18 protein-coding genes (1 of these 18 only partly in view) are annotated in these 25704 nt (G+C 68.2%); 5 read left to right on the top strand and 13 right to left on the bottom strand.

The window, feature by feature from the left end:
• Nucleotides 1-1212 carry the 3' portion of a monovalent cation:proton antiporter-2 (CPA2) family protein gene (locus B9N97_RS03640; protein ID WP_085083489.1) on the top strand. It extends 486 nt beyond the left edge of the window, so 1212 of the gene's 1698 nt are visible here — the last part of the coding sequence; its start codon lies off the left edge, out of view; its stop codon occupies nucleotides 1210-1212.
• A 5-nt stretch (nucleotides 1213-1217) separates the two neighbouring features.
• Here B9N97_RS03640 and B9N97_RS03635 read toward each other — a convergent pair whose 3' ends face one another.
• The 4 genes from B9N97_RS03635 to B9N97_RS03620 are packed head-to-tail and all read right to left on the bottom strand — an operon-like array spanning nucleotide 1218 to nucleotide 5065.
• A complete protein-coding gene (locus tag B9N97_RS03635; RefSeq protein ID WP_085083487.1) occupies nucleotides 1218-2255 on the bottom strand; it encodes a sulfate/molybdate ABC transporter ATP-binding protein in 1038 nt (345 codons plus the stop codon).
• 28 nt (nucleotides 2256-2283) lie between these two features.
• The gene (cysW, locus tag B9N97_RS03630) at nucleotides 2284-3165 is read right to left on the bottom strand and encodes a sulfate ABC transporter permease subunit CysW (RefSeq protein ID WP_085083485.1); all 882 of its coding nucleotides are present in this window, start codon (nucleotides 3163-3165) and stop codon (nucleotides 2284-2286) included.
• A complete protein-coding gene (gene cysT / locus B9N97_RS03625; protein WP_143266347.1) occupies nucleotides 3155-4054 on the bottom strand; it encodes a sulfate ABC transporter permease subunit CysT in 900 nt (299 codons plus the stop codon). The genes cysW and cysT overlap by 11 nt, the downstream gene beginning before the upstream one ends.
• Nucleotides 4055-4057: 3 nt before the next feature.
• Nucleotides 4058-5065, bottom strand: a complete 1008-nt coding sequence (locus B9N97_RS03620; RefSeq protein WP_085083483.1) for a sulfate ABC transporter substrate-binding protein — start codon at nucleotides 5063-5065, stop codon at nucleotides 4058-4060.
• Nucleotides 5066-5653: 588 nt separating this feature from the next.
• Here B9N97_RS03620 and B9N97_RS03615 point away from each other — a divergent pair.
• From B9N97_RS03615 to B9N97_RS03605, 3 genes are all read left to right on the top strand, one after another.
• Nucleotides 5654-7273, top strand: coding sequence for a hypothetical protein (locus B9N97_RS03615; protein ID WP_244560537.1), 1620 nt, complete (start codon nucleotides 5654-5656; stop codon nucleotides 7271-7273).
• 111 nt (nucleotides 7274-7384) lie between these two features.
• Nucleotides 7385-8944, top strand: coding sequence for a glycosyltransferase (locus B9N97_RS03610; RefSeq protein WP_085083479.1), 1560 nt, complete (start codon nucleotides 7385-7387; stop codon nucleotides 8942-8944).
• A 3-nt stretch (nucleotides 8945-8947) separates the two neighbouring features.
• On the top strand, nucleotides 8948-10183 hold the full coding sequence (locus B9N97_RS03605) for a glycosyltransferase family protein (protein ID WP_085083477.1): 1236 nt from the start codon (nucleotides 8948-8950) through the stop codon (nucleotides 10181-10183).
• A 6-nt stretch (nucleotides 10184-10189) separates the two neighbouring features.
• Here B9N97_RS03605 and B9N97_RS03600 read toward each other — a convergent pair whose 3' ends face one another.
• The 9 genes from B9N97_RS03600 to B9N97_RS03560 form a co-directional block, all read right to left on the bottom strand.
• Entirely contained in the window at nucleotides 10190-13612 is a 3423-nt protein-coding gene (locus B9N97_RS03600) for a DEAD/DEAH box helicase (RefSeq protein ID WP_085083475.1), read from the bottom strand.
• Between the two features lie 138 nt (nucleotides 13613-13750).
• Nucleotides 13751-14545: a hypothetical protein gene (locus tag B9N97_RS03595; protein ID WP_085083473.1), complete on the bottom strand. Its 795-nt coding sequence runs from the start codon at nucleotides 14543-14545 to the stop codon at nucleotides 13751-13753.
• Between the two features lie 42 nt (nucleotides 14546-14587).
• Nucleotides 14588-15775 (bottom strand): polysaccharide pyruvyl transferase family protein, encoded by a 1188-nt coding sequence (locus B9N97_RS03590; RefSeq protein ID WP_085083471.1) that lies wholly within the window; start codon nucleotides 15773-15775, stop codon nucleotides 14588-14590.
• Nucleotides 15776-15972: 197 nt separating this feature from the next.
• Nucleotides 15973-17286: a glycosyltransferase family 4 protein gene (locus tag B9N97_RS03585; protein WP_085083469.1), complete on the bottom strand. Its 1314-nt coding sequence runs from the start codon at nucleotides 17284-17286 to the stop codon at nucleotides 15973-15975.
• 185 nt (nucleotides 17287-17471) lie between these two features.
• The gene (locus tag B9N97_RS03580; protein WP_085083468.1) at nucleotides 17472-19667 is read right to left on the bottom strand and encodes a hypothetical protein; all 2196 of its coding nucleotides are present in this window, start codon (nucleotides 19665-19667) and stop codon (nucleotides 17472-17474) included.
• Entirely contained in the window at nucleotides 19664-21052 is a 1389-nt protein-coding gene (locus tag B9N97_RS03575) for a glycosyltransferase family 4 protein (protein ID WP_085083467.1), read from the bottom strand. Before B9N97_RS03575 ends, B9N97_RS03580 begins: the two co-directional genes overlap by 4 nt.
• Nucleotides 21049-21876 carry a class I SAM-dependent methyltransferase gene (locus B9N97_RS03570; RefSeq protein ID WP_085083465.1) on the bottom strand — a complete coding sequence of 276 codons (828 nt, stop codon included), beginning with the start codon at nucleotides 21874-21876 and terminating at the stop codon, nucleotides 21049-21051. The genes B9N97_RS03575 and B9N97_RS03570 overlap by 4 nt, the downstream gene beginning before the upstream one ends.
• A complete protein-coding gene (locus B9N97_RS03565; protein ID WP_085084636.1) occupies nucleotides 21873-24164 on the bottom strand; it encodes a glycosyltransferase in 2292 nt (763 codons plus the stop codon). Before B9N97_RS03565 ends, B9N97_RS03570 begins: the two co-directional genes overlap by 4 nt.
• Nucleotides 24165-24305: 141 nt before the next feature.
• The gene (locus tag B9N97_RS03560) at nucleotides 24306-25124 is read right to left on the bottom strand and encodes a calcium-binding protein (RefSeq protein WP_143266346.1); all 819 of its coding nucleotides are present in this window, start codon (nucleotides 25122-25124) and stop codon (nucleotides 24306-24308) included.
• Between the two features lie 125 nt (nucleotides 25125-25249).
• Between B9N97_RS03560 and B9N97_RS34705 the strand changes: the two genes are divergently transcribed.
• The gene (locus tag B9N97_RS34705) at nucleotides 25250-25546 is read left to right on the top strand and encodes a hypothetical protein (RefSeq protein WP_143266345.1); all 297 of its coding nucleotides are present in this window, start codon (nucleotides 25250-25252) and stop codon (nucleotides 25544-25546) included.
• Nucleotides 25547-25704 lie beyond the last annotated feature (158 nt).

The following is a 25704-nucleotide window of genomic DNA, read 5'->3' as shown; positions in this document are numbered from 1 at the left end:
TTGCTGACCCTGCTGCCGCTGCTGGCCGATCCGGATGCGAGCATTCCGCTGGCATTGGCGCTCGCTGCGGCGAAAGCGGTCGCGGCAATCCTGGTCATCATGCTGTTGGGTCGCTTCGTCGTGCGTCCGGCGTACCGCTTCATCGCGTCGGCCGGCAATCCGGAGCTGTTCACCGCCACCAACCTGTTCGTGGTCCTGGCGGTCGGCTGGCTGACGGCGGAAGCAGGCATGTCGATGGCGCTGGGCGCCTTTCTGGCCGGCATGCTGCTGGCCGACACCGCCTACCGCCATCAGGTGGAGGCGGATATCGAGCCATTCCGCGGGCTGCTGCTCGGGCTGTTCTTCATGACGGTTGGCATGTCGCTGGACCTGCCTGCCATGGTGGCGGAGGCGGAGACCATCGCGGCACTGACCGCCGCCCTGCTGGTCGGCAAGAGCCTGCTGCTGTTCCTGCTCTGCCGGCTGTCGGGGCTGGGGCTGGCGACCTCGCTCAGGATCGGGCTGCTGCTGTCGCAGGGCGGAGAGTTCGCCTTCGTGCTGATCGGCAAGGCGGTCGGCCTGTCGGTTCTGGACGGTCATACCGGCTTGTTGCTGTCTTCCTCGGTTGCGCTCAGCATGGCGGTGACGCCGGCCATCGGCGCGGTCGCCCAGCGCCTTGCCCAGATGATCGAGGCGCGGATGGGGGCCGAGGCCTTCGGAATCGAGACCAGCGATCTGAAAAGCCATGTGCTGATCTGCGGCTATGGTCGTGTCGGCAAGGCGGTCGCCAGGCTGCTGACCGAGCACAACATCGCCTATGTCGCGCTGGACCTGGAGCCGCAACGGATCGCCGCCGCCCGCCATGACGGGCTGCCGGTCTATTACGGCGACGCCAGCCAGGGAACCGTGCTGCGTGCCGCCGGAATCGAGCGGGCGCGGGCCGCCGTCATCACCCTGAACCGGCCGGATGCCGCCCATCGCGCGGTGGAGGCGATCCACGCAACGGCACCGAAGCTGCCGATCATCGCCCGCGCCCATGATCTGGGGCAGAGCGCCACCCTGGCAGGAGCCGGCGCCAGTGCCATCGTGCCGGAAACCATGGAGGCCAGCCTGCAACTGGCCGGCCTCGTCCTGCGGAGCGCCGGTATCGATTCCGCCGCCATCGACCTCAGCCTGAAATCCTATCGGGACGGCAATTACCGTGCCCTGGCCGAGCAGAAGACCGCCGAATAAAGCCCTTACCGTGCGAACACCCGCGCCCGGTCGATGTGGACGGAGCAGCGGTCGCCGGCGACGATGCCGAGCGTGGCGAGGCGCTCGCGGTCCATCTCGGCTTCCAGCGCCAGACCGGCGAGGTCGATGTCGATGCGGGCGTCCGGGCCGACGACATGGATGCCAGAGATGCGCGCCGGACCGCCCGCGGCCGGTGTGACGCCGAGATCGTGCGGACGGACATAGGCCACCGCCGGCCCCTGCACCCCGCCGTCGGTCGCAATGGCGAGCGCACCGCCGCCGACGTGTGCGATGCCGCCTTCCACCGTGCAGTCGAGCCGGTTCACCTGCCCGAGGAACTCATAGACGAAGGCGGAGGCCGGGTGATCGTAGACCTCCGCCGGGGTTCCGATCTGCTCGATCCGGCCCTGGTTCATCACCACCACTCGGTCGGCCAGTTCCAGCGCCTCCTCCTGGTCGTGGGTGACGAAGACGGAGGTGATGTGGATGTCGTCGTGCAGCTTGCGCAGCCAGCGCCGCAGCTCCTTGCGGACCTTGGCGTCAAGCGCGCCGAACGGTTCGTCGAGCAGCAGCACCTTCGGCTCGATGGCGAGCGCACGGGCGAGCGCGACGCGCTGGCGCTGGCCGCCCGACAGCTGCGCCGGATAGCGGCCGGCGAAGGGCGACAACTGCACCAGTTCCAGCAGTTCGGCCACCCGCCGCCGGATCTCGGCCGAGCTGGGGCGCTGGCCGCGCGGCCGAACTTTCAGGCCGAAGGCGACATTCTCGAACACCGACATGTGGCGGAACAGGGCGTAATGCTGAAAGACGAAGCCGACCTGCCGGTCGCGCGGCTTCAACCCCAGCGCCTCCTCCCCATTCAGCAGCAGGCCGCCGGCGTCGGGGCTTTCAAGCCCGGCCATGATGCGCAGCAGCGTGGTCTTGCCCGAACCGGAGGGGCCGAGCAGGGCCAGAAGCTCCCCCGACCTCACCTCCAGATCGACCGAGTCGAGCGCGGTGAAATCGTTGAAGCGCTTGGTGATGCCTGAAACCTGGATCGCCATGGATTGCGTTTCCTCTGCCTGCCGGCGATCAATGCCGGGTCGCCGCCAGCTCGTCCCCGAAGCGCCACTCCAGCGCGGTCTTCACGACCAGCGTGACCAGCGCCAGCATGGCCAGGAGCGAGGCGACCGCGAAGGCGGCGACGAAGTTGTATTCGTTATAGAGAATCTCGACATGCAGCGGCATCGTGTTGGTCTCGCCCCGGATATGGCCGGAGACGACCGACACCGCGCCGAACTCGCCCATCGCGCGGGCGTTGCAGAGCAGCACGCCGTAGAGCAGGCCCCACTTGATGTTGGGAATGGTCACCCGCCAGAAGGTCTGCCAGCCGGACGCGCCCAGCACCAGCGCTGCCTCCTCCTCGTCGGAGCCCTGTTCCTGCATCAGCGGGATCAGTTCGCGCGCCACGAAGGGAAAGGTGACGAAGATTGTGGCTAGCACCAATCCCGGCACGGCGAAGATGATCTGGATGCCCATGTCGCGCAGATAGGTGCCGAACAGTCCGTTCAGGCCGAACAGCAGGACATAGATCAGACCCGAGATCACCGGCGACACCGAAAAAGGCAGGTCGATCAGCGTGATCAGCAGGTTCTTGCCGCGGAAGTCGAACTTGGCGACACACCAGGAGGCGGCGACGCCGAACAGCAGATTGGCCGGCACCGAGATGGCGGCGACGATCAGCGTCAACTCGATGGCGGCCACAGCGTCCGGTTCGGTCAGCGCCGTCCAATAGGCGTCGAAGCCTCGGTGCAGCGCCTCCGCAAACACCGCCACCAGGGGCAGCAGCAGGAACAGCGCCAGGAACAGCAAGGCACCGCCGATGAGAAGGATGCGGACCCAACCCGGCTCGCTCAGTGCCGAGCGCACGGGCGGCATGGGAACGCTGGTGCCGGTGACCGTATCAGCGGGCATGGCGCGACCTCATCCACTGCTGGAGGAGATTGAGGATCAGGAGCATGACGAAAGACACCCCCAGCATCGCGGTGCCGACCGCGGCGGCGCCGGCATAATCGTACTGCTCCAACTTGATGACGATCAGCAGCGGCAGGATTTCCGTCAGGCCCGGCATGTTGCCGGCGATGAAGATGACGGACCCGTATTCGCCGACACCGCGGGCGAAGGACAGCGCGAAGCCGGTCACCAGCGCCGGCAGAATGGCCGGGAGGATGATGCCGCTGAAGGCCTGCAGGCGCGACGCGCCCAGCGAGGCCGCGGCCTCCTCCTCCTCCGGCGGCAGATCCTGGAGGATCGGCTGCACGGTGCGGACAACGAAGGGAAGCCCGATGAAGGTCAGGGCGATGGCGATACCAAGCGGGGTGAAGGCCACCTTCAGGCCGAACAGCTCGTCCAGCGGCCTGCCGATCCAGCCATTCGGGGCGTAGAGCGCGCTGAGCGCGATGCCCGCGACTGCCGTCGGCAGGGCGAAAGGCAGATCGACCAGCGCATCCACCAGCCGCTTGCCGGGAAAATCGTAGCGGACCAACACCCAGGCGACGAGGAATCCAAAGATTGCATTGGTCAGTGCGGCGGCGAGGGACAGCCCGAAACTGACCTGGAAGGCGGCCAGCACGCGCGGCGTGGTCACCGCCGCCCAGAAACCGCTCCAACCGAGGCCGCTGGATTTGAGGATCAGGGCCGCCAGCGGCAGCAATACGATGAATCCGAGGTAGCTGAGCGTGAAGCCGAGCGTCAGTCCGAAACCGGGAAGGACGCTGGGCTTGCGAAAGAGTGGCAGGGAAGCGCGGACCGTCACCGCGCTCTCCCGTCCGGCGGCGACGGCACCGCTGCCGGCGGCGACCATGGGTCAGCGCCCCATCTGGAAGATCTGGTCGAAGACGCCGCCATCCGAGAAATGCTTCTCCTGCGCAGCACGCCAGCCCCCAAACTGGTCGATGGTGACCAGCTTAACATCGGCGAAGCGTCCCGCATACTGGGCGGCCAGTTCCGGCGACCGCGGGCGGTAGAAGTTTCTGGCCGCGATCTCCTGCCCTTCGCGGGTGTAGAGGAACTGCAGGTAAGCCTCCGCCACCTTGCGGGTTCCCTTGCGGTCGACGACCTTGTCCACGACGGCGACCGGCGGTTCGGCCAGGATCGACAGGCTGGGAGTCACGATTTCGAACTTGTCGGCGCCGAATTCCTTCAGCGAGAGGTATGCCTCGTTCTCCCATGCCAGGAGGACATCGCCGATTCCGCGCTGGGTGAAGGTCACGGTGGAGCCGCGTGCGCCGCTGTCCAGCATCGGAACGTTCTTGAACAGCCTCGACACGAACTCCTTGGCCTTGGCCTCGTCGTTGCCGTTGGCCTGCATGGCGTAGGCCCAGGCGGCCAGATAGTTCCAGCGCGCGCCGCCCGAGGTCTTCGGGTTGGGCGTGATGACCTGGACGCCCGGCTTCACGAGGTCGTTCCAGTCCTTGATTCCCTTCGGATTCCCCTTCTTCACCAGGAACACGATGGTCGAGGTGTAGGGGGCACTGTTGTTCGGCAGGCGGCCTTGCCAGTCCTTCGCCAGCAGGCCGGCGTCGGCGATGGCGTCGATGTCATAGCCGAGCGCCAGGGTCACGACGTCCGCATCCAGGCCATCGATGACCGAACGGGCCTGCTTGCCCGATCCGCCATGTGCCTGTTTCACCGTCAGGACGTGGCCGGTCTCCGCCTGCCATGCCTTGGCAAAAGCCTTGTTGAACTCGACATAGAATTCCCTAGTTGGATCATAGGATACGTTCAGCAGCGAGTCCTTGGAATCCGCGGCGGCGACACCCAACCAAGCCAGCGTCAGCCCGGCGGCGAGAAGAGTCAGACGACGAAGCGACATGGCAGAAGCCTCCTTCGGTGGCTGCCGATTTTCACTGTTCACTTTCGTGGTATGCAGCGCTCTTTTTCTATCTGATGAATAGAGTTTGCACGCCGATGCAGTGCTTGGAAAGCGGTTTTTTGCATCCGGCTGCGGGAAAACCGCGCGCTGCCGTCAACCCGTTGGCGTTACGGCGAAAAGTGAACGAGGGAACTCCGTTCGGCACGGAGAGGCCGATCCTGTGCCGGACGGAGGATCATGATCGGAACCGGCAACTTTGCCGGCTGAGCCCTGTTGAGTACCGACAGATCGACACTGTCAGGAGCAAACACCATGGCTGGCCCTTTCCGGAAAGTGGGCACTGAACTCCCGAAGGCCGGCACCTCGCGGGGCATGGGGCGCCCCGCCATGTGGGGCATTCTGGGCATTCTTGCGGTTCTGGCCCTGCTGCTGCTGTTCTTCCCAACCTGGTAACGGTGGCCGGCGGCGATGCTGGTCTATGGCGACCAGGAGCTTTGCGAAGATCCGCGCCGTCGGATCGCAAGGCTGAGGCGCCGCCTCACCGACAGGGTCCCTGCCGCTCCCGGTCCGGAGCGGCACGGCGCCCTGGTGACGCTGTTCATCGAAGCGGCCGAACTGGCGCAGGGTTTGGCCGATCGAGAATTCCACGCCTCGGGCATGGATGACCGCACGCCCATGCAGGATGCAGCCATGGCGGTGGTGATGGAACTTGCCGCCGGCGTCGCCGCATCCTGGCGGATGGCCGATCCACCGGATGCCGACCCCTGCGGAGCGCTGGACAAGCTGTCCAGCCTGCGCCTGCCGGATTCCGTAAACATGCGGCGGGCGGAGGGCTATTCCTTCTACTGCCTTTACCCCGAAGCTTATCTGGAGGCGGCCGCACAACTGCCGACTCGTTTTGCCCGTTCGCCGGTGGTGATCGGACTGCGCAGCATCGGCACCGGGCTGGCGGCGATGGCGGCGGTTGCGCTGAAGGCGCCGACGCCGGTGACCCTGCGGCCGGTCGGCCATCCCTTCCGCCGGGAATTGCGGGTATCGGAGAAATTGCGCGCCACCTTGCTGGCCGATCCCGAGGCTGCCTATGTCGTCGTCGACGAAGGGCCGGGGCTGTCGGGCAGCTCCTTTGGTGCCGTGGCCGACTGGCTGGAGGCGCAGGGGGTGGCGGCTGAGCGCATCGCCTTCCTGCCCGGCCATGGTGGCGCACTTGGCCCACAAGCTTCCGACCGCCACCGCCGGCGCTGGGCCGAAGCGGTGCGCCCGGTGGCCGGCTTCGACGATCTGTTCCGATCGGCAGAAAGGCCGTTCCCTTCGTTGGAGCGATGGTTCGTGGACCATCTTGGCCTGCCCGTCATACCGTTGGAGGATCTGTCGGGCGGCGAGTGGCGGCGGCTGTACGGCGGCTCCAACGGATTGCCGGCCAATCCGCAACAGGAGCGGCGCAAATTCCTGCTGCGTACTGCCAGGGGGGCATGGCTGCTGAAGTTCGCCGGGCTGGGCGAAGCGGGGGAACAGGCGCTGGGGCGTGCCCGCGCCCTCCATACCGCCGGCTTCACCGCGGAGCCGTCGGCCTTGCGCCACGGCTTTCTTGCGGAACGCTGGCTGGAGAATGCACGCCCGCTGACGAAGGTGACGCCGGACGCCGTAGAGCGCCTCGCCGGCTATCTGGCCTTCCGCGCAGAACGCTTCCCCGCTCCGTCCGGATCGGGCGCCCCTCTGGCGGAATTGTTGACCATGGCGCGCACCAACATCGGCGAAGCGCTGGGCGACGGCGCCGCAGCGATGCTGGACTGCTGGACGGCCGACAGGCTGGCCGAACTGGAAGCTGGCATCCGCCGGGTCGTCACCGACAACCGCCTGCACCGCTGGGAATGGCTGCGGTTGCCGGACGGACGGCTGATGAAGACCGATGCGCTGGACCATGCCGCCGCCCATGACCTGATCGGCTGTCAGGACATCGCCTGGGACGTGGCCGGCGGCATCGTGGAGTTCGATCTGTCCGACGCGCAGGCCGAGGTGCTGTGCCGTATGGTCGAAGCGGTCGTGCCGCTCGACCGGCGGCTTCTGGCCTTCTGCATTCCCTGCTACATCGCCTTCCAGATCGGTTATTGGACCTTCGCGGCCGGCAGCGATCCGTCGGCAGCCCGCGAACGTCGCCGATACGAAGAGCAATGGCGGCGAATCCGTACGCCGGCAGCGAACGCGGGCTGATTGCATTGACACCCGGCGGCGTCACTCCTATGGGTGGAAACGGATGCTGACCGAGTCGCGCCTGTCGAGGCGCCGCCGGCGGTCGTCGTGCCAACCGGGACCGTTCGAACGATGCATGCCTCCGACCGCCAGACCGCCATGCTGACCGACCTGATCGCCCGGCTGCAGGGTCCGGCCGGCACCGGGGAGGCCTTGAAGACGATCTCGGAATGCTGCGAAGCCGCGAGGGCGACCGGGCTGGGCAGCGATGCCGGGGCGATGGAGGCGCTGGACGCCGCCACCGCCAACCTGGACCCGATCCTGCGGGAGTCGGCGCTGGCCGCCGTATCCGGCGACCTGCGGCGGTACCTGCGCATCCTGGACATGTTGGACGCCGTGCTGGATCTGGCGTCGCTGGACGGGATCAACCAGATCTACTGGTCCATGCAGCGACAGCTTTTCCTGATGCGCATGGACATGGCCTCCGTGCCCGATTTCGTCACGGAACACCTGTTCGCCTTCTATGAGCGCTTCCTGCGGCAGATCGCATTGCGTCTGGGGCTGACCCCGGCGGCAAGGCCGGCGGGGATGCACGATACCGGACGGGTTGTCATCGTGACGAACCAGTTCCTGTCGGCCGAACACCAGCCGTCGCGCGACCTGCTGCTGCTGGCGGTGCGGCTTCAGCGCGACCTTGGCCGGACGGTTCTGGTGCTCAACACCAACATGATGCCGGATCGCTACTACAGCCCCTTCGTCCCGCCCTTCGCCGCCGCGCTGGAAGAGAGGCTGTCGGGGGAGCAGACGATCCGCTGCGGCGGCCAGCGGATCCGCATGCAGTCGTCGACCGCACCCGGCATCACCGCGGAGAAGCTCGGCGGTTTCCTGTCGGCGGTGGAGACATTCGACCCCGATCTGCTAATCGCCTTCGGCGGCTCGGTGATCGTCGCCGACCTGATGGAGCGCGCACGTCCGCTGATGTGCATCCCGACAACCAGCGGGCGGATCGTCTCGCTTGCCGACATCGTGCTGGATTTCGGCGGCCACGCGCCGCCGGCCGGAAACGGGCGGCTCGCCCGGTCCTGGCGTCCGTCTCGCTTCGGCCTGTCGCTGCGCCGCAGCGGGGACACCGCGACGCGCGCCGAATTCGCTCTGCCGGATTCCGCGTTCGTCTGTGTCGTGGTCGGCAACCGCCTGGATGCCGAGGCCGACGGCGCGTTCCTGGACCTGCTGGGGCGGATGCTCGATGCCGTGCCGCAGGCGCTGGTGCTGTTCGCCGGCGGGGTGGAGACTTTGCCCGGACGGCTGGCCAGGGACGGGCATGCCGGTCAGCTGCGCAGCCTCGGCCATGTCGACCGGATGGAGGCGCTGATGTCGGTCTGCGACCTGTTCGTCAATCCGCGCCGCACCGGCGGCGGAGCGGGGGCGGCGCAGGCGATGGCAGGCGGCGTGCCGGTGCTGTCCTTCGACGGCGGCGATGTCGCCAGCGTCGCCGGCCCCTCCTTCCTGGTTACCGATGACGCGGCTTTCGTCGCCCGCGCCGCCGCCCTGGCGGGCGATCCGGCGCTGCTGGAAGAAGCACGGCAGCAGGCTCGTGCCCGCATCGCCACGGTAGAGCGGGAGGGTGCCGACAATGCACAGCTCTCCGCCTATATGGCCGAGGCCGCCGGCCTGTTCGCGGCGCGGAGATAACGCATGCGCTTCCTGCTCTGCGGACAGGGCACGTCGGAAATTCTGTGGTCGATCCATGCGGCCCTGGTCGATCTGGGGCACGAGGCCGTGCTGGCCCTGCCCGACATCTCGCAGGATGTGATCGACCGCCGCATCGACGTCCTGTTCGTGCTGAACCTGTTCGAGATCCCCAGGCCGACGGTGGAAATGCTGCGCGCCTACATCGCGCAGTTCGGTGGCCAACTGGGCAAAGGGCCGGCCATCGTCCACATCTGCCTGAAGCACCCGCTGGAGGAAATCGGCGCCGGCACGGCGGAGCAAATCCACGACGCCGACCGCTGGATGGCCGACAACGACGTCTCCATGTGGTGCATGTGCCAGGGGTCGGCGGAGCAGGCCGTTCGCCTGGGGTTGAGCCGGGTCTTCCACGAGCCGCTGGGGGTGCATCGCTCGATCTACACCGCACCGGCGGCGGACGGGACAGTCGATCTGTACAAGCGGTGGATGGCGCAGGACACGCCCGGACTGCGGCGCCACCCCTATGCCGCGATGAAGGGACACTCCGATGCCGGGGCCGAAGCTTCGGTGAGCGACCGTTTCCTCTATCTGGGACAGGGCTGGCCGGAGCATCTGGAATCCGGACGCGAACCGGTTTCCCCGGCGATCCAACGCGATGCGGAGGCGGTGGCCACGGCGATGATGGAACGGCCGATGCTGCACCGTCTGCAGGCCATGGATGGATGCGGGCTGACGGACCGGTCGGCGGATCCGGCCTGGACCCTGGAGTTCAACCGGGCCTTCACCATCGCCTTCGCGGTAGAGAACCGGCGCCGCTTCGCCAACGCCCTGCGCCGTGGCTTCGGCGAGGGTTTCTCGTTGTGGGGCAATGGCTGGGAGCGGTTCGGCCTCGAAGCCGGCCCTGTGTCGGCGGCCCCACGCAACGCCTACCCCGCCGCGGCGGCCTGCCTGGATTTCGGCAGCCTCGCCTACGACACGGCGATCTTCCCGAGGACGCTGGAGATCGTCAAACGGAACGGTCTGCTGGTGAGCTGGCGCCACGCCGACACCGCCCTGCTTTTCGGCCCATATGAGGATGAGCTGACCTTCACCGGCGAGGACGAGGCGGTGCGCCTCCTGTCCGCGCTGGCCGACGACGCCGACCGCCGCGCGAGGCTGCGGTCGGCGCATCTGGACCATTGCTTCGACGCCCTGGCACTGACCGCCATCCTGCCGCGGGTGATCAGGCGCGCCTGCGGCTGACGGGGCCTATCCCCGCTTTCGCCGCTGCGCCTTGCGGACGATCGCCTCGATGCAGTCGAGCACGCGGGCCGCGTTGGCAAGCCGGCCATCGGCGTCCGGCGCTTCCAGTGCTGCGGACAGCCGGTCGTCCTGGGCACGCAGAAAACCCTTGGATCGCTTCGCCAACGTCAAGGCCTTTGCCGCTGCGCGCTCGCCCCGCAGGGTGGCGGCGACGCCCGCCGGGCCGCAACCGAGCGTCGCGATGCCCAGCGCCCGGCAGCGGCACCTCAGATCGGCGATGGCCAGCAGCCGTTCCACCGGGTCCGGCAGCGGGCCGAAGCGGTCCTCCATCTCCTCGCGCAGGGCGTCCATCTCGCCCGCCTCGCGGGTGCGGGCGATGCGGCGGTGGAGACCGATGCGCAGTTCCTCCTCCGGGATGTAGGCGGACGGAATGCAGTGCGGCACCGCGACCGTCACCTCCGGGTCCCAGCGGTCGTCGGGCTGGCGGCGCAGTGCCCGCAAGGCGTCGGCGAGGATGCGCTGGTAGAGTTCGGTCCCCACCGCGCGCAGATGACCGCTCTGGTCCTCGCCCAGCAGGTCGCCTGCCCCGCGCTGGTCGAGGTCGAGCATGCTCAGCACGAAGCCGCCGCCCAGGCTCTCGATCACCTCCAGCGAGCCGAGACGGCGGGCTGCCCGTTCCTCCAGCGGGTGCTCGGGGTCGGTCAGCAGATAGGCGTAGCCCTGCACCGCCCCCCGCCCGACCCGGCCGCGCAGCTGGTGCAGTTGGCCCAGCCCGAACAGGTCGGGGCGGAACAGCAGCAGCGTGTTTGCGCGCGGGATGTCGATGCCGGATTCGATGATCGGCGTCGCCAGCAGGATGTCGCTCTCGCCATCGACGAAGCCCATCACCGCATCGTCCAGCGCCACCGCCCCCAGCCGGCCATGTGCGACCGCAATCCGGGCCGACGGCACCAGTTCGCGGATCCAGTCCTCCAGTTCGCCGAGGTCGGCGATGCGCGGGGCGACGCAGAAGGCCTGACCGCCGCGCCCCAGTTCGCGGAGCAGGGCGGCGCGGGCGGTGGCGGGATCGCGCGGGGTGACGGCGGTGCGCACCGGCCGGCGACGGGCCGGCGGCGTGTCGATGATGCTGAGCCCGCGCAGGCCCGCCAAGGCGCCCTGCAGGGTGCGCGGGATCGGCGTGGCGCTCAGTGCCAAGCTATGGACGCCCTTGGTCCGCCGCTTCAGCGCCTGCTTCTGGGCGGCGCCGAAGCGCTGTTCCTCGTCCACCACCATCAGGCCGAGGCGGTCGAACCGGACATCCTTGGACAGCAGCGCATGCGTGCCGATGACGATGTCCACCGACCCGTCGGCCAGCCCGGCGCGCACCCGGTCGGCCTCGGGCTTGGTCATGGCGCCGGTCAGCGGCTCCACCGTCACGCCGAAGCCGGCGAAGCGGCGGCGGAACACGTCCAGATGCTGACGGGCGAGGACGGAGGTCGGGGCCATCACCGCCACCTGATGTCCGGCAAACGCCACCGCTGCCGCGGCACGCAGGGCGACCTCCGTCTTGCCGTAGCCGACGTCGGCACAGACCAGATGGTCCATCGGATGGCCCCGGCGCATGGCGTCGAGCACCGCCTGGACGGCCCGCCGCTGCCCCTCGGTGGGATCGAAGCCGAAGCGGGCGCCGAAGCGGCGCATGCGGTCGGCCGGCGGGTCGATGACCGGCGCCACTTCGCGGGCGCGGCGCCGGGCCTCGCGCAGGATACCCTTGGCGGTCTCGGCGATCTCCGCCTCCAGCACGGCGCGGCGCTCCAGCCAGTGGGCGTTCTTCAGGCTGTCGAGCCTGGCGCCGGTATCGGCGGAGCCATGGCGCCAAAGCCGGTCGAAATCGGCGGTCGGCACCAGCAGCCGGTCGTCATGGGCGTAATCAAGGACCAGGAAATCGGCAGCCGAATCCTCCCCGTCGCCATCGGTGGAGGCGATGGTCTCCAGCCCGATCAGCCGACCGATGCCATAGTCGAGATGCACGACGAAATCGCCGGTCGCCAGTTCCGACGGGGCCAGCGGCGGCCGGGACGGCGCGTCACCGCTGCGCTCCTCGCCATGGCGCGGCGCCACCAGAACGGTCATGCCGTCGCAGACGAAACCATCGGTGGTCCGCAGCGGCAGCACCGCACAGCCGCCGGCCGCCAGTGGCGGTTCGGGCCAGTGGTCGAGACGCGGCACCGGGCGCCCCAACTCCGACGATGCCCGCTCCGCCAATCGGTCAGCCTCGCCCGAACCCGTGGCGGAGCGTGCGGCGAGCAGCACGGCCCTGCCTTCCGCAGTCAGAACGGCAGCGCGCCGCAGCAGGGTGCGCTCGGTCCGCGCCGGCTCCACAAGGGAGCCACTCCTCACCTCCACCGGCAGCACGGAGCGGGCGGCCAGTTTCTCCTCCAGCGCGTCGGCGTCGATCAGCCGGCGTTCCAATGCCGGAACCGGCAGCAGGCAGGGATCGTCACGGCGGATGCGCCGGTCCAGGCCGGCTTCCGCCAGATCGTCGGCCCGTGCCTCGATGCGGTCGCGCGCGCCGGCATCCAGCACGACCAACGCGTCGGGCAACAGGTCCAGCAGCAGCGGGCAATCATCGAAGACATTGGGAAGCTGCAGGTCGAAGCCGTAGGGACGCCGGCCCTCCTCCAACTGCCGCCGCAATCCCTCAGGCAAGGCGGACCCAAGTCCGGCGAGGCTGGCGGCCAGCCGGTCGAGCATCTCCGGCCCGACGATCAGGTCGGTGACCGGCCCCAGCGTGAGTCCGTCGATCGACTTCACCGACCTTTGGGAAACCGGATCATACAGGCGCAGGTCGCGCAGGATGCCATCGGCGATGTCGCAGCGGATCGGGCGGTCGCAGTCGCCGGGGAAGACCTCCACCACCGCGCCGCGGATCGCCACCTCGCCGGGCTCGTCCACCCGGTCGTCCAGCACATAGCCGGTGCGGGCGAACCAGCCGCGCCACGCCGTCTCGTCATACGCCATGCCCCGCGTCAGGCGGAAGCGTCCGTCCGCCCAGGCGTCCGGCGGCGGCAGCCGTTGCAGGGCCAGATCGGCCGAGGCCACCACCAGCCGTCCGGCGGGCTTCCCCCCGTCGGCAAGCCGCATCAGCCCGGCAGCGCGGCGCCCCAGCACCGCCCGCGACGGCGCGGCACGGTCGCCGGCCGCCGTCTCGTCGATGGGCAGCAGAACGGTGTCGAGGTCGGGGAACAGGTCACCCACCAGCCGCGCCAGCCGGGTGGCGCGCGCGTCGCTGCGGGCGAGCAGCAGGACACCGCCGGGCCGGCGGGCGAGCGCCGCCAGCCGAACGGCCAGTTCGCCTTCGCTCTGCACGGATAGTGTGGCGGGAGACGACGCCGGAACGGGGGGCGGCGCGTCGGGCGACGGATCGGCGACGGGAACTCCGTCAAGCATGATTGGCGTACATGATGGGCAGGCTCCGCTCGATGGCACCGCGCCCCCCTCGGGGAGAGGGACGGCGGGGCTGCGGAGGTTCAACACCGCCGGGTGCCCCGCGGTTGCCTACCCTTCAGTCTAGCGGAACCTTCCGGTTCAGTGCAGCACCAGCCAGCCGACCAGAACCGCCAGGAAGGCACCGGCCGTCGACCCCAGCACGGTCAGCAGCGGCGACCATCCCCCTCCGCCCGTCTTTTCCGCCGATGCGCTGTCCAGGCCGCGCAGGCTCTGGTCCATCCGCATCAGGAACACCTCCAACCCGCCGACCCGCTCCGTCAGGTCGCGCAGGGAATCGGCCAAGGCATCGGAGCGCTCACCTTGCGCCGTTTCCAGGCGGGAGGTATCGGCGCGCAGGGCCGTCACCCCCTCGCTCGCGTCGCGCAACAGGCGGCCGATGGTCTGCTGGGCGGCGGCAAGCTGGCGCTGGTCGCGGCGGAGCGCGTCGATCCGCTCTCCGATGCGCTGAAGATGCGGCGCCAGCAGGCGGTCGAGCCGCTGGTCCTCCGGGTTCGGCTGGGCGAAGGTCGCCGTCTCGCCGGTGGAGGGCGACCGCACCACCGCCACCACCCGCGAGGGGTCCGCCCCCTCCGGCAGGGTCACCTCCGCTTCGAAGGCATGGGCACCGTCGCCGATGCCGCCGCCGGCCAGATCGGGCCGCGGCCGGTCGGCCGCCACCCGCGCCAGCGTTTCCGGCGGCCCGCCGTCCCGTTCCAGCCGCAACTCCACCTCCAGCCGGTCGGCCGGATGGTTGCCGTCCCAGGCCCAGCCGAACACCCGACCACCCTGCAGGGCGTCGATATGACCGACGATGGCCGCCGCTTGGGGTGCGTCGATTGGATCGGCCACGGGGGTGGTCTCACGAAGCTCGACGATCTTGGCGGTGGCGGACATGGGACCGGCTTCCGGTTGTTGTGCTGGAGAGGGCGCTTGCGCTCAGGCCGCCTTACGGTCGGCGGCGCGGCGCAGGGTGTGGCTGGGCATGCGGTGGGGGACGTAGTTCTCGTCGAGGAACTCCCGCATGTCGCGATAGCGCTGGTAGTAGGTGCGGTTGAACTTCTCGAACAGGCTCTGGTCCCAATACTCTTCTAGAACGAAGGGCTTGTCCGAATAGACGTTGTAGCAGGGGATCGCGAAGGTCTCCGCGAACTCCGCCGTGCGGCTGTCATAGCTGAAGTAGACCGACGGCGTGGCGTTCGACAGAGCCATCAGGTTGCCGTGCAGACGATAGCCGAGCACGAGGTCCTTCGACCGCACGAGATTTTCGTAATCGGAGACGACGTCCGAATACCACAGCCGCTCGCGGTACAGCGCGTCCATCTCGTCGTCGAAATACCACTGCTTCAGCCAAGCGCTGTCATGCAGGTGCGTCCAGGCTTCCGCCTTCTGCTCCTCGGTGCCCCACAGCAGCTTCTTTTCCTCCACCTCGCCCTGCATCATCAGGACGGTATCGAAGCGGCGGGAGATGTCCTTCACGAAGTCGCGGTGGCGCTCCAGATACTTCCGCACGTCCGGCGAATAGTGCTTGGACACCTCGCGGCGCATGGTGATGCCGACCTTGCGCACGCTGTCGAGCGCCGGCAGGTCGATGCGCAGCTCCGGATCGCGGTTGCGGAAGGCAGTCGGGCAGCCGACGATGCGGGTGTTCTTGATGCCCAGATCCCACAGCACTTCGGCGGTGTAGGTGCCGCGCACGCCCAGCGTCGTCGACTTGTCGGCGATCATCCGCCAGATGCGCTTGCTTTCCTCGGTCAGCGTCAGCTTGCCGGTGGCGGGCGCCTGGGCGCCGACGCCGAAGGCGATGACGGGAATGCGCAACTTCGTCAGCACCTGGATGGTCGCCGCCGGCCAATCCATCGAATCGTGGATGTAGTTGCTGCCGCGCAGGAAGACATAGTCGTATTCCGCGTTGATCCGGTCGACCACCTCCTGGCGGAACTCGCGGATCTCCAGCACATCCAGCTTGTCGTAGGTCAGCAGCTTCAACGAGGAGTCGAAGACGAACGCGTCACCGATGTTGTGGTAGTGGTCGATGCTGCGCTGAATGTCTTGGTAGCTGTACCAGCGCACGCAGTCGTGATCGTAGACTTCGCCCGACGGAATCATGACGAGAATGTTGGCCACGGCGGCTCTCCCTAAGTTGGGCGACAATAGAGGCGGATAACACCCGGATCACCGCCGGGCTAATTCGAATCGTTACACAAGACTTACGATAGAAACCCTGTGATTTTCGATTCAACAATACCAATGTGGTCGGCGATATGTGGAATGAAATCTTTTGCATATTCGAAAATATCACAGAAGATTCCAGAACTATTTTATCACGACCGCTGCGCCACAGCCCGCTCAGGCATTGAGGGCGCGGCGCCTCCTGCCGCCATCAGCGCGTCGAACACTTCCGCATGCTGACGGGCGCATTCAGCGCGGTCGATGGGGTGGCGGATGCGCAGGCGCAGGCGGTCCCACAGGTCGGGCGTGGTCAGCGCCTCGGTCATACGGTCCACCAGATCCTCGACGCTGCCGTTGCGGAAATGCAGACCATCGACACCGTGGGTCACCTTTTCCGCCATGCCGCCGATATTGCTGGCGATGATCGGGCGGCCGTGCAGGAAGGCCTCCTGAATGACGACGGGGGAGTTCTCCCACCAGATAGACGGGATGATCATCCAATCGACGTCCTTCATCAGGCCCGGCAGTTCGGCCGAGCGGTAGCTGCCGTAGAAACGCACCCGGTCGCCGGCCTTCTCCACCGCGTCGTTGAAGCGCTTCTGATAGGCTTCCGGCTGGCGTTCCAGGTTGCCGCCGAAGATCATCAGCGCGCCGTCCTCGCCCCAGGCCTTGTCGGAGATGCGCGAAACCGCCTCCACCAGCAGATGAGCGCCCTTGAACTCGGTCAGCTGGCCGAAGAAGGCGAAGCGGTTGCGCTTGCCGGCACGGGTGACCGGACGCGGCGGGGCGATGCCCTCGATGGTCAGGCCGTTCTCGATCATGCGGAACTTCTCACGCGGCAAACCCCAGTCGACATAGCGGTCGATCAGGAAGTTCGACGGGCTGACGTAGAAGTCCGCCTGTTCGAGGAAGGTCTTCAGGAACAGTTCGCGCTTGAAGAACTCCGCCTCGCCGATGTGGGGGAAGCAGCCGGCGCAATCGGCCGGGCTGGCGCGGTAGCACAGCGTGTTGCGGCTGGTCTTCACCATCTGGCCATGGTGGTGGCAGATCGACAGGTACTCGTGCAGCGTCACCACGATGGGCACGCGCGGCAGCGCCTGACGCACCGCCTGAATCGTCTCGATCCCCAGCCCGAGGAAATGGTGGAAGTTCACCACGTCCGGCTGCAGGTCGCGGACATAGCGGACGAAGTCCTTCTCCAGCCCCGGCAGATTGCGGTTGGACAGGCGGAAATGGTCGTAGTCGTTGGCGTAATACAGTACCTCCCGCTCCTTCTGGCGCAGAGCCATCAGGGCGGAGCCGCGGTGCTGGGCGATGGGCGGCGCCACACGGGCCAGATAATGGCTTTCCCAGCCCGGCAGGTCGTGCAGGCCGTTGTGCAGGTTATAGGAGGCGACCTCACCCCCGCCCAGCGAAAAGGAGGGGTGGCCATGGCTGATGATCAGCGCGCGCTTGGTCTTGCTCATCGTGTGACCGTTTGTCCGAGGCTGGGGGGAGAAGTGGTTGTGTCGCTTGCCTGCCGCTGCCCCCTCCCATCCCTCCCCCGCTCCGCGGGAGAGGGGGTAGGATGCGTGGCGAAGGGGTTTCATCGCGAAGCGGCGGCAGTTCCCTCTTCCACCGAAGGTGGGGGGGTTAGGGAGGGGGCAAAGCACTATGCCGCGATCGACGCCTTCCAGCGCTCCGCGAAGCTCCATTCGTCGACCAGCGCGCTCATGCGCTCCAGCCTCGGGTCGCGGGCGTGGCGGGGTTGTTCGTCGACCGCCACCAGCCGGACCTTCGGCAGCCACAGGCAGGAGCCGCCGGCCGCCCGCACCCTCAGGCACAGGTCCAGACCCTTTGGCTCCGACCCGAGGTAGCGGCCGCCGTCGGCCATCGCGCGCACCAGCAACTCGCGCGGCAGCAGCGCGCAGTCGGCGGACGCGGCATCGACCGCCGATGCCTCCTGCTCCTTCAGCCAATCTCGCGGGTAGCCGGCGAAGCGGCGTTCGTAGGTGACCATGCCGCCCGTTCCTTCGACCGCGACGATTCCGGCGAAGCGGACGGAGTGGTCCTCGTACAGCAGCGTCGGGCTGGCCATCACCGGCGCCAGCGCGGCGGAGCCCACGGCATTCGGCTTGCGGATCGCCCGCTCCAGCGCCGACAGCCAGCCGCGCTCGGTCGGCAGAACCGACGGCGACAGCAGCAGGACGCGGTCGGCGCGAGCATGCGGCAGGGATGCCGCGACCGCTTCGAGGGGGTCGGCGGCGGTGGATGCGGCGACGAAGCCGACCGAGAGACGGTAGAAGGCGGCCGCCTGCCGGACCATCCCGGCCAGCCTTTCATGGGTGCCGGCACCGGCCACCACCAGGATCTCCGCCTCGGCGAAGTCCGGATCGTTGGCCATGCGGGCGAGGTTCAGGTCGACATCCTCGCGCCCGTCGCAGACCGGCAAGATCACCGACACGCGCGGGCTCTTCAACGCGCGGCCCATCGGATGCAGGACGGAGGAGGGGGCCGGCTGCCCAGACGCCGCGGCGCGCAGCATCGGTCCCAGATGGGTGGCGACGACGCGGTCGATGGCGGGGCTGTCGGGGTTGACCGCCCCCAGCATGCGGCGCAGCGCATCGCCGGTCGGCGGCTGGCAGGGCAGCGGCAGGAAGGCGATGCCGTCGGCCAGCGTCAGCTCCAGATGGAACTCGGCGTCGGCGACGATGCCAGCCGGTTCGCGGGCGAAGGCGGTGAAGCCGTGGGCGTCGTTGCCCGGCAGCAGACGGCCGGCGAACATCGGGTCGTGGGCGAAGGCGTCCGAAACGTCCTTGCGGGCCAGCCGCGACCAGTCGGTGTCCAGCCGCGCCGTCATGCCGCCGCCCTTGACCGTCACCGCGCGGACAGCCTGGGTGGGATCGAGCAGCCAGCCGCAGACGAACAGCCCGGCGCCCGGAACACGCACCGCCATGTCCAGCCCCATGCGCACCGGAGCCTGGATCTGCGATACCGTTTCCACCCCGTTGTAGCGGGCGGCGATGGCGGCGGCGATACCGCGGCGGGCGGCATCGCCCTGCAACTGGCCCAGCATGTCGCGGGCATGGGCGGAGGCGACGCCGTCAGCCAGAAGCTGTCGATGCTCGAAGATCGCCAGATGGCGCCAGCCGTTGGCGGCGCGGAAATGGATGCGGCGGATGGTGTCCGGTGCGGCGACCGGGCCTTCCAGAACGGTCAGCAGACCGGAAGCATCGTCGGGCAGGTCCGGGCGGTGGAATGGCGCAGCGGCGCTGGCGTGGGCGCGCAGATCGTCGGCCTCGACCAGAACCGGCGCGGCACCGGCCGGGAAGCCGTGCGACCAGCCCTGTACCATCAGCGCGCCATCGCGGAAGCGGCCCATCACCTCGGCGAAGCCGTCGGGACGGGAGGCCTCATGGGCCAAGCCGGACAGCAGGCGGGTGCGGCGGTCGCCCTCCCCCGCCTCGCCCTCGCCCATCTCCGGGCCGGACAGCAGGGTCACGGCGACATCCAGCGCCACGCCGAGCGACTGCGGCTGCACCTCGCGCAAGGCGGCGACCAGATGGGCGGGGTTGGTGCGGACGTTGGACAGGCGCGGGAGCAGCAGGTGCTTGCCCCGGGCATCCTCGATCTCGATGCGGGACGGGCGCATGTGTGCCAAGCCGGTGACGCGGATGGCGCCCAGGAACCAGCGCTCCCCCGCCCCATCGGTCCAGCAGCCGCCGCGGAACCGGCCGTCGATCATGCCGTCCAGCATCACTGCGCTGTCGGCCGGCAGGGGCTGGTCGATGGCGCCGAACAGCATCAGCGTATCCTCGTCCAGCAGGACGGCGGCGGTGATGTCGGCCTTGGTGCTGCGGTCCTTCATCGGGTGCGACTCCCCTGGATAAGAGCGGCGGATGCCGGCGACAGAAGTTCGCCGTAGAGCGCGAGATGGAGCGACGCGGCCTCCTCCGTCGGGCGGACGGCGGGGATGTTGGCCGAAAGCCGCTCCCACAGGTCGGGTTCGGTCATGGCGCGGGTCATGACGCGGGCGAGGTCGGCGGGGTCGTTGGGGCGGACATGCAGGCCGTCGACGCCGTCGCGCACCGCCTCCGCCATGCCGCCGATGCCGCTGACGATGACCGGTCTGCGGTGCTGGAAGGCCTCCTGGATCACCAGGGGCGCGTTCTCCCACCAGATCGACGGCATCACCACCCAGTCGGCGGCGGCCATCAGCGCCGGCATCTCCTGCGGACGATAGGGGCCGTGGGCGGTGGCAAGGCCGTTCGTCGCCTCGAAGCCGTCGGCCACCCGCTGGCGGAACTCCGGCGCCTGATAGAGGCTGCCGCCATGCACGGCCAGCGAGGGGGACAGGCCCTGGCGCGCCATGCGGGCAACGGCGTCGAGCGCCACGGTGACGCCCTTGAACGGGTTCAAATTGCCGAAATAGGCGAAGGCGTCGCGCGCCGCACCGGGGGCGAGGTCGCGCGCCGGAGCCGGCTCCACGGACGGCCGGCTGTTCGCCATCACCTCGATGCGGGCGGGGTCGAGGCCCCACGCGACATAGCGGTCGCGCAGGAAGCGGCTCGGCGCCAGGAATCGGTCGACCAACCCGAACATCGCCTTGATGTGCTTCTCGCGCAGCAGGAACTGGTCGGCCGGCCGGTCGGGGAAGCAGCGGTGGCAGGCATCGGGCGACGCCTTGGTGCAGAGTGCGCGTCCACCCTCGCCGCGCGGCGGGGTGACCATCTGCCCGTCATTGGCGCAGATCGGGTAATAGTCGTGCAGCGTGTAGACGATCTTCGCATCCGGGCAGACGCGGCGGATCAGGAACAGCATCTCCACGCCCAGCAGCAGCGTGTGATGCACATGCACGATGTCGGGCCGGAAGGCGCGCAGCAGGTTGGACAGGTCGGGAACCAGCCCGTGCAGGTCGATCTGGCTCTGGTGGAAATGGTCGAAATGGCCGGTCCACAACAGCACCTCGTCGGCGCTGCGGCCCAGCGTCTGGAAGCCGGTGCCGGGACGCGGTGCCCGGTGGGTATCGTTGGTGCAGGCCAGGAACAGGCACTCCGCCCCCGCCGCCTTCAGCCCGCCGAACAGCTCGTGCGCGAAGATCTCGGTGCCGCCGGGATGCAGGCTCGGGTGGTTGTGCGCGATCAGCAGCACCCGCGGCGGCCGGGCGGCGACCAGAGGACGCGCCGGCTGGCGGGGCGCGGGACGGGCGGCTGTGTGGTTGGCCGGGACCAATGGAAGACGGCGGCGGCTCATGGCACAGCCCCCCTCTCCAGAACCAGCAGATCCTGGAAATTCTCCGCCTCGCGCTGGCCGCTCCAATGGCCGCGCATCACGGCGCGGGCGGGACGCAGGCCATGAGCGGCGAAGCGGCCGAGCAGGAACTCCTCGTCATAGGCGACGGCAGCGTTGGGATGTTCCGGATCGGCCAGCAGTTCCACGCCCGGCGCATCACGGAAGGGCGGGCGGGCGGTGCCCTTGGCGATGCCGGCGCGGGCGGTGGCGTCGGCCAGAAACAGGCTGAGGAAGCAGCGGCCGCCCGGCTTCAGCACCCGCGCGATCTCGGCCGCATAGCGCTCGGTGTCGGCCGTGCGCAGGTGGGTGATGACCGAGGTCAGGATGACGAAGTCGTAAGCCGCTGCCTTGAAGGGCAGAGTCGCCGTCTCCCCCTCGATCCGGCCATCGGGGTTGTACAGGCCGTTGGCGACGTCGAGATGGTGGAAGCGGAACTCCGGGTAGGCCGGCGTGATGGTCGACGCGCACCAGCGGATGCCGTCCAGCACGATGTCGATGCCGTCGTAGGACGAGTCCAGATACTGAGTCAGCGGCAGCGCCATGCGGCCGACACCGCAGCCGATCTCCAGCACCTTGTGATCGGGACGCAGACCGCCGAGACGGACGAAATGGCGCAGAAACTCCGCCCCGATGGCGCGGAAATCGCCGTCGCCGATGAAATGCAGCTCGGGCGGCGGCACCGGAAGGAAGCGGTTGCGCGCGATCTGGGCGCAGAGCCATTCCAGCCGCGGGTCGGTCTGGCGGCGCAACACGGCAAGCTGCGGGGTCGGCAGAATCGCGTTCATCGGGTCACCTGTGCTGTCTTGCGGGCGCGGCCTGTCTTGGCGGGCCGCACCTCGTCGTCGGCGTACCAGTCGCGCGCCATCAGTTCGGCCATGCGGTCGGCCCAGCGGCGGCCATGGAGCCAGCGGTTGTATTCGGAGGCGACTCCGCGGGTGTAGCCCTGGTGCCGGCCGATGGAGCGGCGTTCCAGATGGTACAGCTCCACCGCCGGGGCATAACGGATGTCGAGCCCCTGGGCGCGGATGCGCAAGCAGAGGTCCGAATCCTCGAAGTCGCCGATGATGTAGTCTTCGCAGAAGCCGCCGGCCGTGGTGTAGGCGGCCCGCGTGGTCAGCAGGCAGGCGCCGGTGACGCCGGGCACCGCACGCGGACGGCAGGCGGCGGCGAAGTCGCGCGGCAGGCCCTTGAAGTAATGGTGGTTGTACCAGGCGCCTTGCAGGTCGCGGTCGAAATAGAGCCCGGCATGCTGAAGGCTGTCGTCGTCGAACAGCAGCTTCGGACCCACGGCGCCGATGCCCGGACGCTCCTCGAGCGCCGCGACCAGCTGCGGCAGCCAGCCGGCGCGGTCGGGCACGACGTCGGAATTGAGGAACAGCAGGCGGTTCCCGCGGGCGACCGCGACGCCGGCATTGTTGGCGGCGGAGTATCCGTAATTGGCGCTCTGCACCAGCAGCAGCATCGGCAGGCCATAGAGGCCATGGAAGCCGCGCAGCAGATGCACCACCTCGTCGCGCTGTTCTGGGCTGTCGAGCACGAAGATCAGTTCGGCGTCGGCCATCGCCGGGTCGGTGGCGAAGCATGCGATCTGGAAACGTAGGAACTCCAGCGCGCGGTAGAGCGGGATGATGACCGACACGGCGGGCTTCACCTTGCGCTCGCCATAGACGACCAGCTCCGGCTCGCCGCGGGTGGCGAGATGGGCGGCATGCAACGGGGCAACGGCCGGGCCAATGACGGTCTCCAGCAACTCGGGCGTGGCGAAGCGCGGCGGCAGGCTGCCCAGCACGGCGGCGCGGGCGTCGGCATGGGCGCGCGGACGCGGCGGCGGGACGAGCCGCAAGGCGCCGCCCGACGCCAGCCGAAGCTCCGCCGTCACCTGAAGCGCCTCCGCCGGCTCGGGCAGGCCCGGCAGATGCAGGATGAAGCCGCTGCGGTCGATGCCCGCGGTGCCGTAGAGCTTGGCGACATCCTCGCGCGGGAAGCGGTTGGCGAAGCGCTCCACCCGGCGTTCGCCGCCGAAGGGGGTGCGCACCACCAGCTCCGCCGCCAGACCATGCGGATCATGCAGCCAGCCGGCCAGGAACAGCCCGCCGTCGGCCGTGGGAACCGCGAGGTCGAGCGAGGCGCCGATCGGACGCTTGGCGTCGGCGGCCTGCCGGCGCGGCAGCGGGGCCAGCGCCTGCAGCTCGCTGACCGCCGACGCGGCGGATGCATCGCTGCGGCCACGCTGGGCGAGGCAGGTCAACAGATAATGGCGCAGGGAGGCAGGCGTGTCGGGACGGGCGTTCAGCCGGTCCGTCAGGGTCGGCAGGCCGGCCGGTTCCTCGGGGAAGCGGCGGCAGGCGACGCCGTTGGCGCCCAGCACCACCAGCAGGTTGCCCGGCGCGCACAGCCCGCGGTCGATCAGCAGGTCGAAGGCGATGCGCCCCTTCCCCGCCGGATCGGCACCGATGCAGGCATCGAAGGGCGCGCGCGCCACCGCGTTCGGCGACAGCACCACCAGACCGGTGATGGCGCCGAAGCGGCCGGACAGCGCGCCGGCACACAGCAACAGGCCGCCGCCCGCGGTCGCGCGAACCGCCAGATCGGGCGGCTCCGCCGCACGGTCCAGCACCAGCCGCCGGCATAGGGCGGCGAAGGCGCCATCGCGGCGAAGCGCCGGAGTGGAGCAAGCGAAATCGAACAGGAAGCGCAACACCCGCAGCCGGGCCGCACCGTCCAAACTGCCGAGCAGTCCGGTGGGGTCCAGATCGACGGCGCCGGATTCGGTGCGAAGCTCGGCGATCACACGGTTGTTGGCGATGAAATGGATGGGCATCCACGGGTCGCGCGGTGCCGGCAGGATCGACAAAACACGCCGCCCGCCCCAGCCGGTCTCGACGGTCAGCGTGGTGAAGGGCGGACGCACCGGCTCGCCGTCGACGCTCGGCGTGATCGGGCCGACGGGGTCGACCGTGCCATCCGCCTTCCCGTCCGTCGTCCAGGAGACGAGGACGAAGCGGCGGCCCAGTGCCAGACGTTGCGCGGGGGCGATCGACACCGAATTCGGCAGGACGGCGATGACGGTCATGATGGGGATTCCGGCAGCGTCGATGGATTTGAAGATCGAAAAGGCGGAGTTCGGGCAAAGGGGGACCGGCGGCGGCTTTGACACCACCGGTCCGTCCCTTCTCAGGCGTCGCTTAAAATGCGTCGCTCGATCAGCGCCCGGTTAGTGGATGACGAAGAAGTCGTTCGGGTGGTTGTGGATGTCCGCAGCAGAGACACCCTTCAGCGTGATGCTGTCGCCATGGCCGAGATCGATCACGGCGTCGCCATGCTGGTCGGTGACGCGGGCGGCCAGATCGGCGGCGTCGGTCACCTTCAGACCGTTGATGTTGCGGGAAATCTGCAGAACGTCCTCGCCGGCCTTGAAGTCCAGGACCACGTCCTGGCCACCACCGCCGGAGAAGATGAAGACGTCCTGGCCGGCGCCGCCGGACAGAATGTCATTGCCCTTGCCGCCGTCGAGGATGTCGTTGCCGTCATCGCCGAACAGCACGTCGTTGCCGTCGCCGCCGGACAGCATGTCGTTGCCGGTGCCGCCATGCAGGATGTCGTTGCCCTTGCCGCCATCGAGGATGTCGTCGTGGCCGCCGCCGGACAGGATGTCGTCACCCTTGCCGCCGGTCAGAATGTCGTTGCCGTCCCCCCCGGACAGCACGTCATTGCCGTTGCCGCCGTCCAGCACGTCACGACCGGCGCCGCCGATCAGAACGTCGTCACCACTCCCCCCCAGGATGATGTCGTCGCCCGAACCGCCGTCGATGATGTCGTTGCCGTTACCCCCCAGCAGCACGTCCGCAGCGGTGCCGCCATGGATCACGTCCGCACCGTTCCCCCCGAACAGAGCGTCATGTCCATCGCCACCGAGCAGAGTGTCGCTCCCGTTGCCCCCCAGCACCAGGTCGTTCCCCTGCCCACCAACCAGCAGATCGTCATGATTCGTGCCGACATGCACGTCGTAGCTGCCCCCAGGAACCGTAGCCATCGTAGGTGTCTCCTTGCGATGTGATTGGGATTGTTGGGCCGTCTTTCGGCCTCGCTCAAAAGGCTGAGCTCGCCTTTCGGTGTAACCAAATCTATCGAGGGGATAGTGTGATAAAACTCGGGCACATGGAAGAGAAAGTTGAGTCAAGACAGAGGATTCTTGCAGTAGAACGCATTGTCGATATTTTCAAAAAGACAGTTAGTCTGATTTGCTTCGAATTTCTAAGCAGTTTACGTTTTAAAAAATGCTGGTCTGACCCGCCTTTCCACCACCGGAAAGCCGCGGACCGGCTGGATTCCCTGAACAAATCCAAATTCGTTAAAGGAAGGTTTTTAAAAGCCGATGGTCCATCCGATGCCACAGCGGCAAATCCCTATGGTTTACCGCCGGCATCGCAGATGCAGGCGCGAACCAATGAATAAGGAACGAATTCGGCGACAGGTCACAGAATCCGTACCTCGGCACCCCGATATCCAAGTAACAACCGAATCGGGTCCAGTAATTCCGCAAGAACCCTATCCCGGACATGCAAAAGGGCCGGCGTGGGGGACGCCGGCCCTTCCACGGGGCCGCTTGGCAG

The organism is Azospirillum oryzae (genome assembly GCF_900177515.1).
GTDB classification, from domain to species: Bacteria; Pseudomonadota; Alphaproteobacteria; order Azospirillales; family Azospirillaceae; genus Azospirillum; species Azospirillum oryzae_A.
Note: the sequence above shows the minus strand (reverse complement) of the source record. Positions and strands in the feature narration are given on the sequence as shown.

What these genes read in the sequence shown, in the direction of transcription:
- B9N97_RS03635 (WP_085083487.1), bottom strand. Translation starts at nt 2,255, where the DNA reads ATGGCGATCCAGGTTTCAGGCATCACCAAGCGCTTCAACGATTTCACC.
- cysW (WP_085083485.1), bottom strand. Translation starts at nt 3,165, where the DNA reads ATGCCCGCTGATACGGTCACCGGCACCAGCGTTCCCATGCCGCCCGTG.
- cysT (WP_143266347.1), bottom strand. Translation starts at nt 4,054, where the DNA reads ATGGTCGCCGCCGGCAGCGGTGCCGTCGCCGCCGGACGGGAGAGCGCG.
- B9N97_RS03620 (WP_085083483.1), bottom strand. Translation starts at nt 5,065, where the DNA reads ATGTCGCTTCGTCGTCTGACTCTTCTCGCCGCCGGGCTGACGCTGGCT.
- B9N97_RS03610 (WP_085083479.1), top strand. Translation starts at nt 7,385, where the DNA reads ATGCATGCCTCCGACCGCCAGACCGCCATGCTGACCGACCTGATCGCC.
- B9N97_RS03605 (WP_085083477.1), top strand. Translation starts at nt 8,948, where the DNA reads ATGCGCTTCCTGCTCTGCGGACAGGGCACGTCGGAAATTCTGTGGTCG.
- B9N97_RS03600 (WP_085083475.1), bottom strand. Translation starts at nt 13,612, where the DNA reads ATGCTTGACGGAGTTCCCGTCGCCGATCCGTCGCCCGACGCGCCGCCC.
- B9N97_RS03595 (WP_085083473.1), bottom strand. Translation starts at nt 14,545, where the DNA reads ATGTCCGCCACCGCCAAGATCGTCGAGCTTCGTGAGACCACCCCCGTG.
- B9N97_RS03585 (WP_085083469.1), bottom strand. Translation starts at nt 17,286, where the DNA reads ATGAGCAAGACCAAGCGCGCGCTGATCATCAGCCATGGCCACCCCTCC.
- B9N97_RS03580 (WP_085083468.1), bottom strand. Translation starts at nt 19,667, where the DNA reads ATGAAGGACCGCAGCACCAAGGCCGACATCACCGCCGCCGTCCTGCTG.
- B9N97_RS03575 (WP_085083467.1), bottom strand. Translation starts at nt 21,052, where the DNA reads ATGAGCCGCCGCCGTCTTCCATTGGTCCCGGCCAACCACACAGCCGCC.
- B9N97_RS03570 (WP_085083465.1), bottom strand. Translation starts at nt 21,876, where the DNA reads ATGAACGCGATTCTGCCGACCCCGCAGCTTGCCGTGTTGCGCCGCCAG.
- B9N97_RS03565 (WP_085084636.1), bottom strand. Translation starts at nt 24,164, where the DNA reads ATGACCGTCATCGCCGTCCTGCCGAATTCGGTGTCGATCGCCCCCGCG.
- B9N97_RS03560 (WP_143266346.1), bottom strand. Translation starts at nt 25,124, where the DNA reads ATGGCTACGGTTCCTGGGGGCAGCTACGACGTGCATGTCGGCACGAAT.
- B9N97_RS34705 (WP_143266345.1), top strand. Translation starts at nt 25,250, where the DNA reads ATGGAAGAGAAAGTTGAGTCAAGACAGAGGATTCTTGCAGTAGAACGC.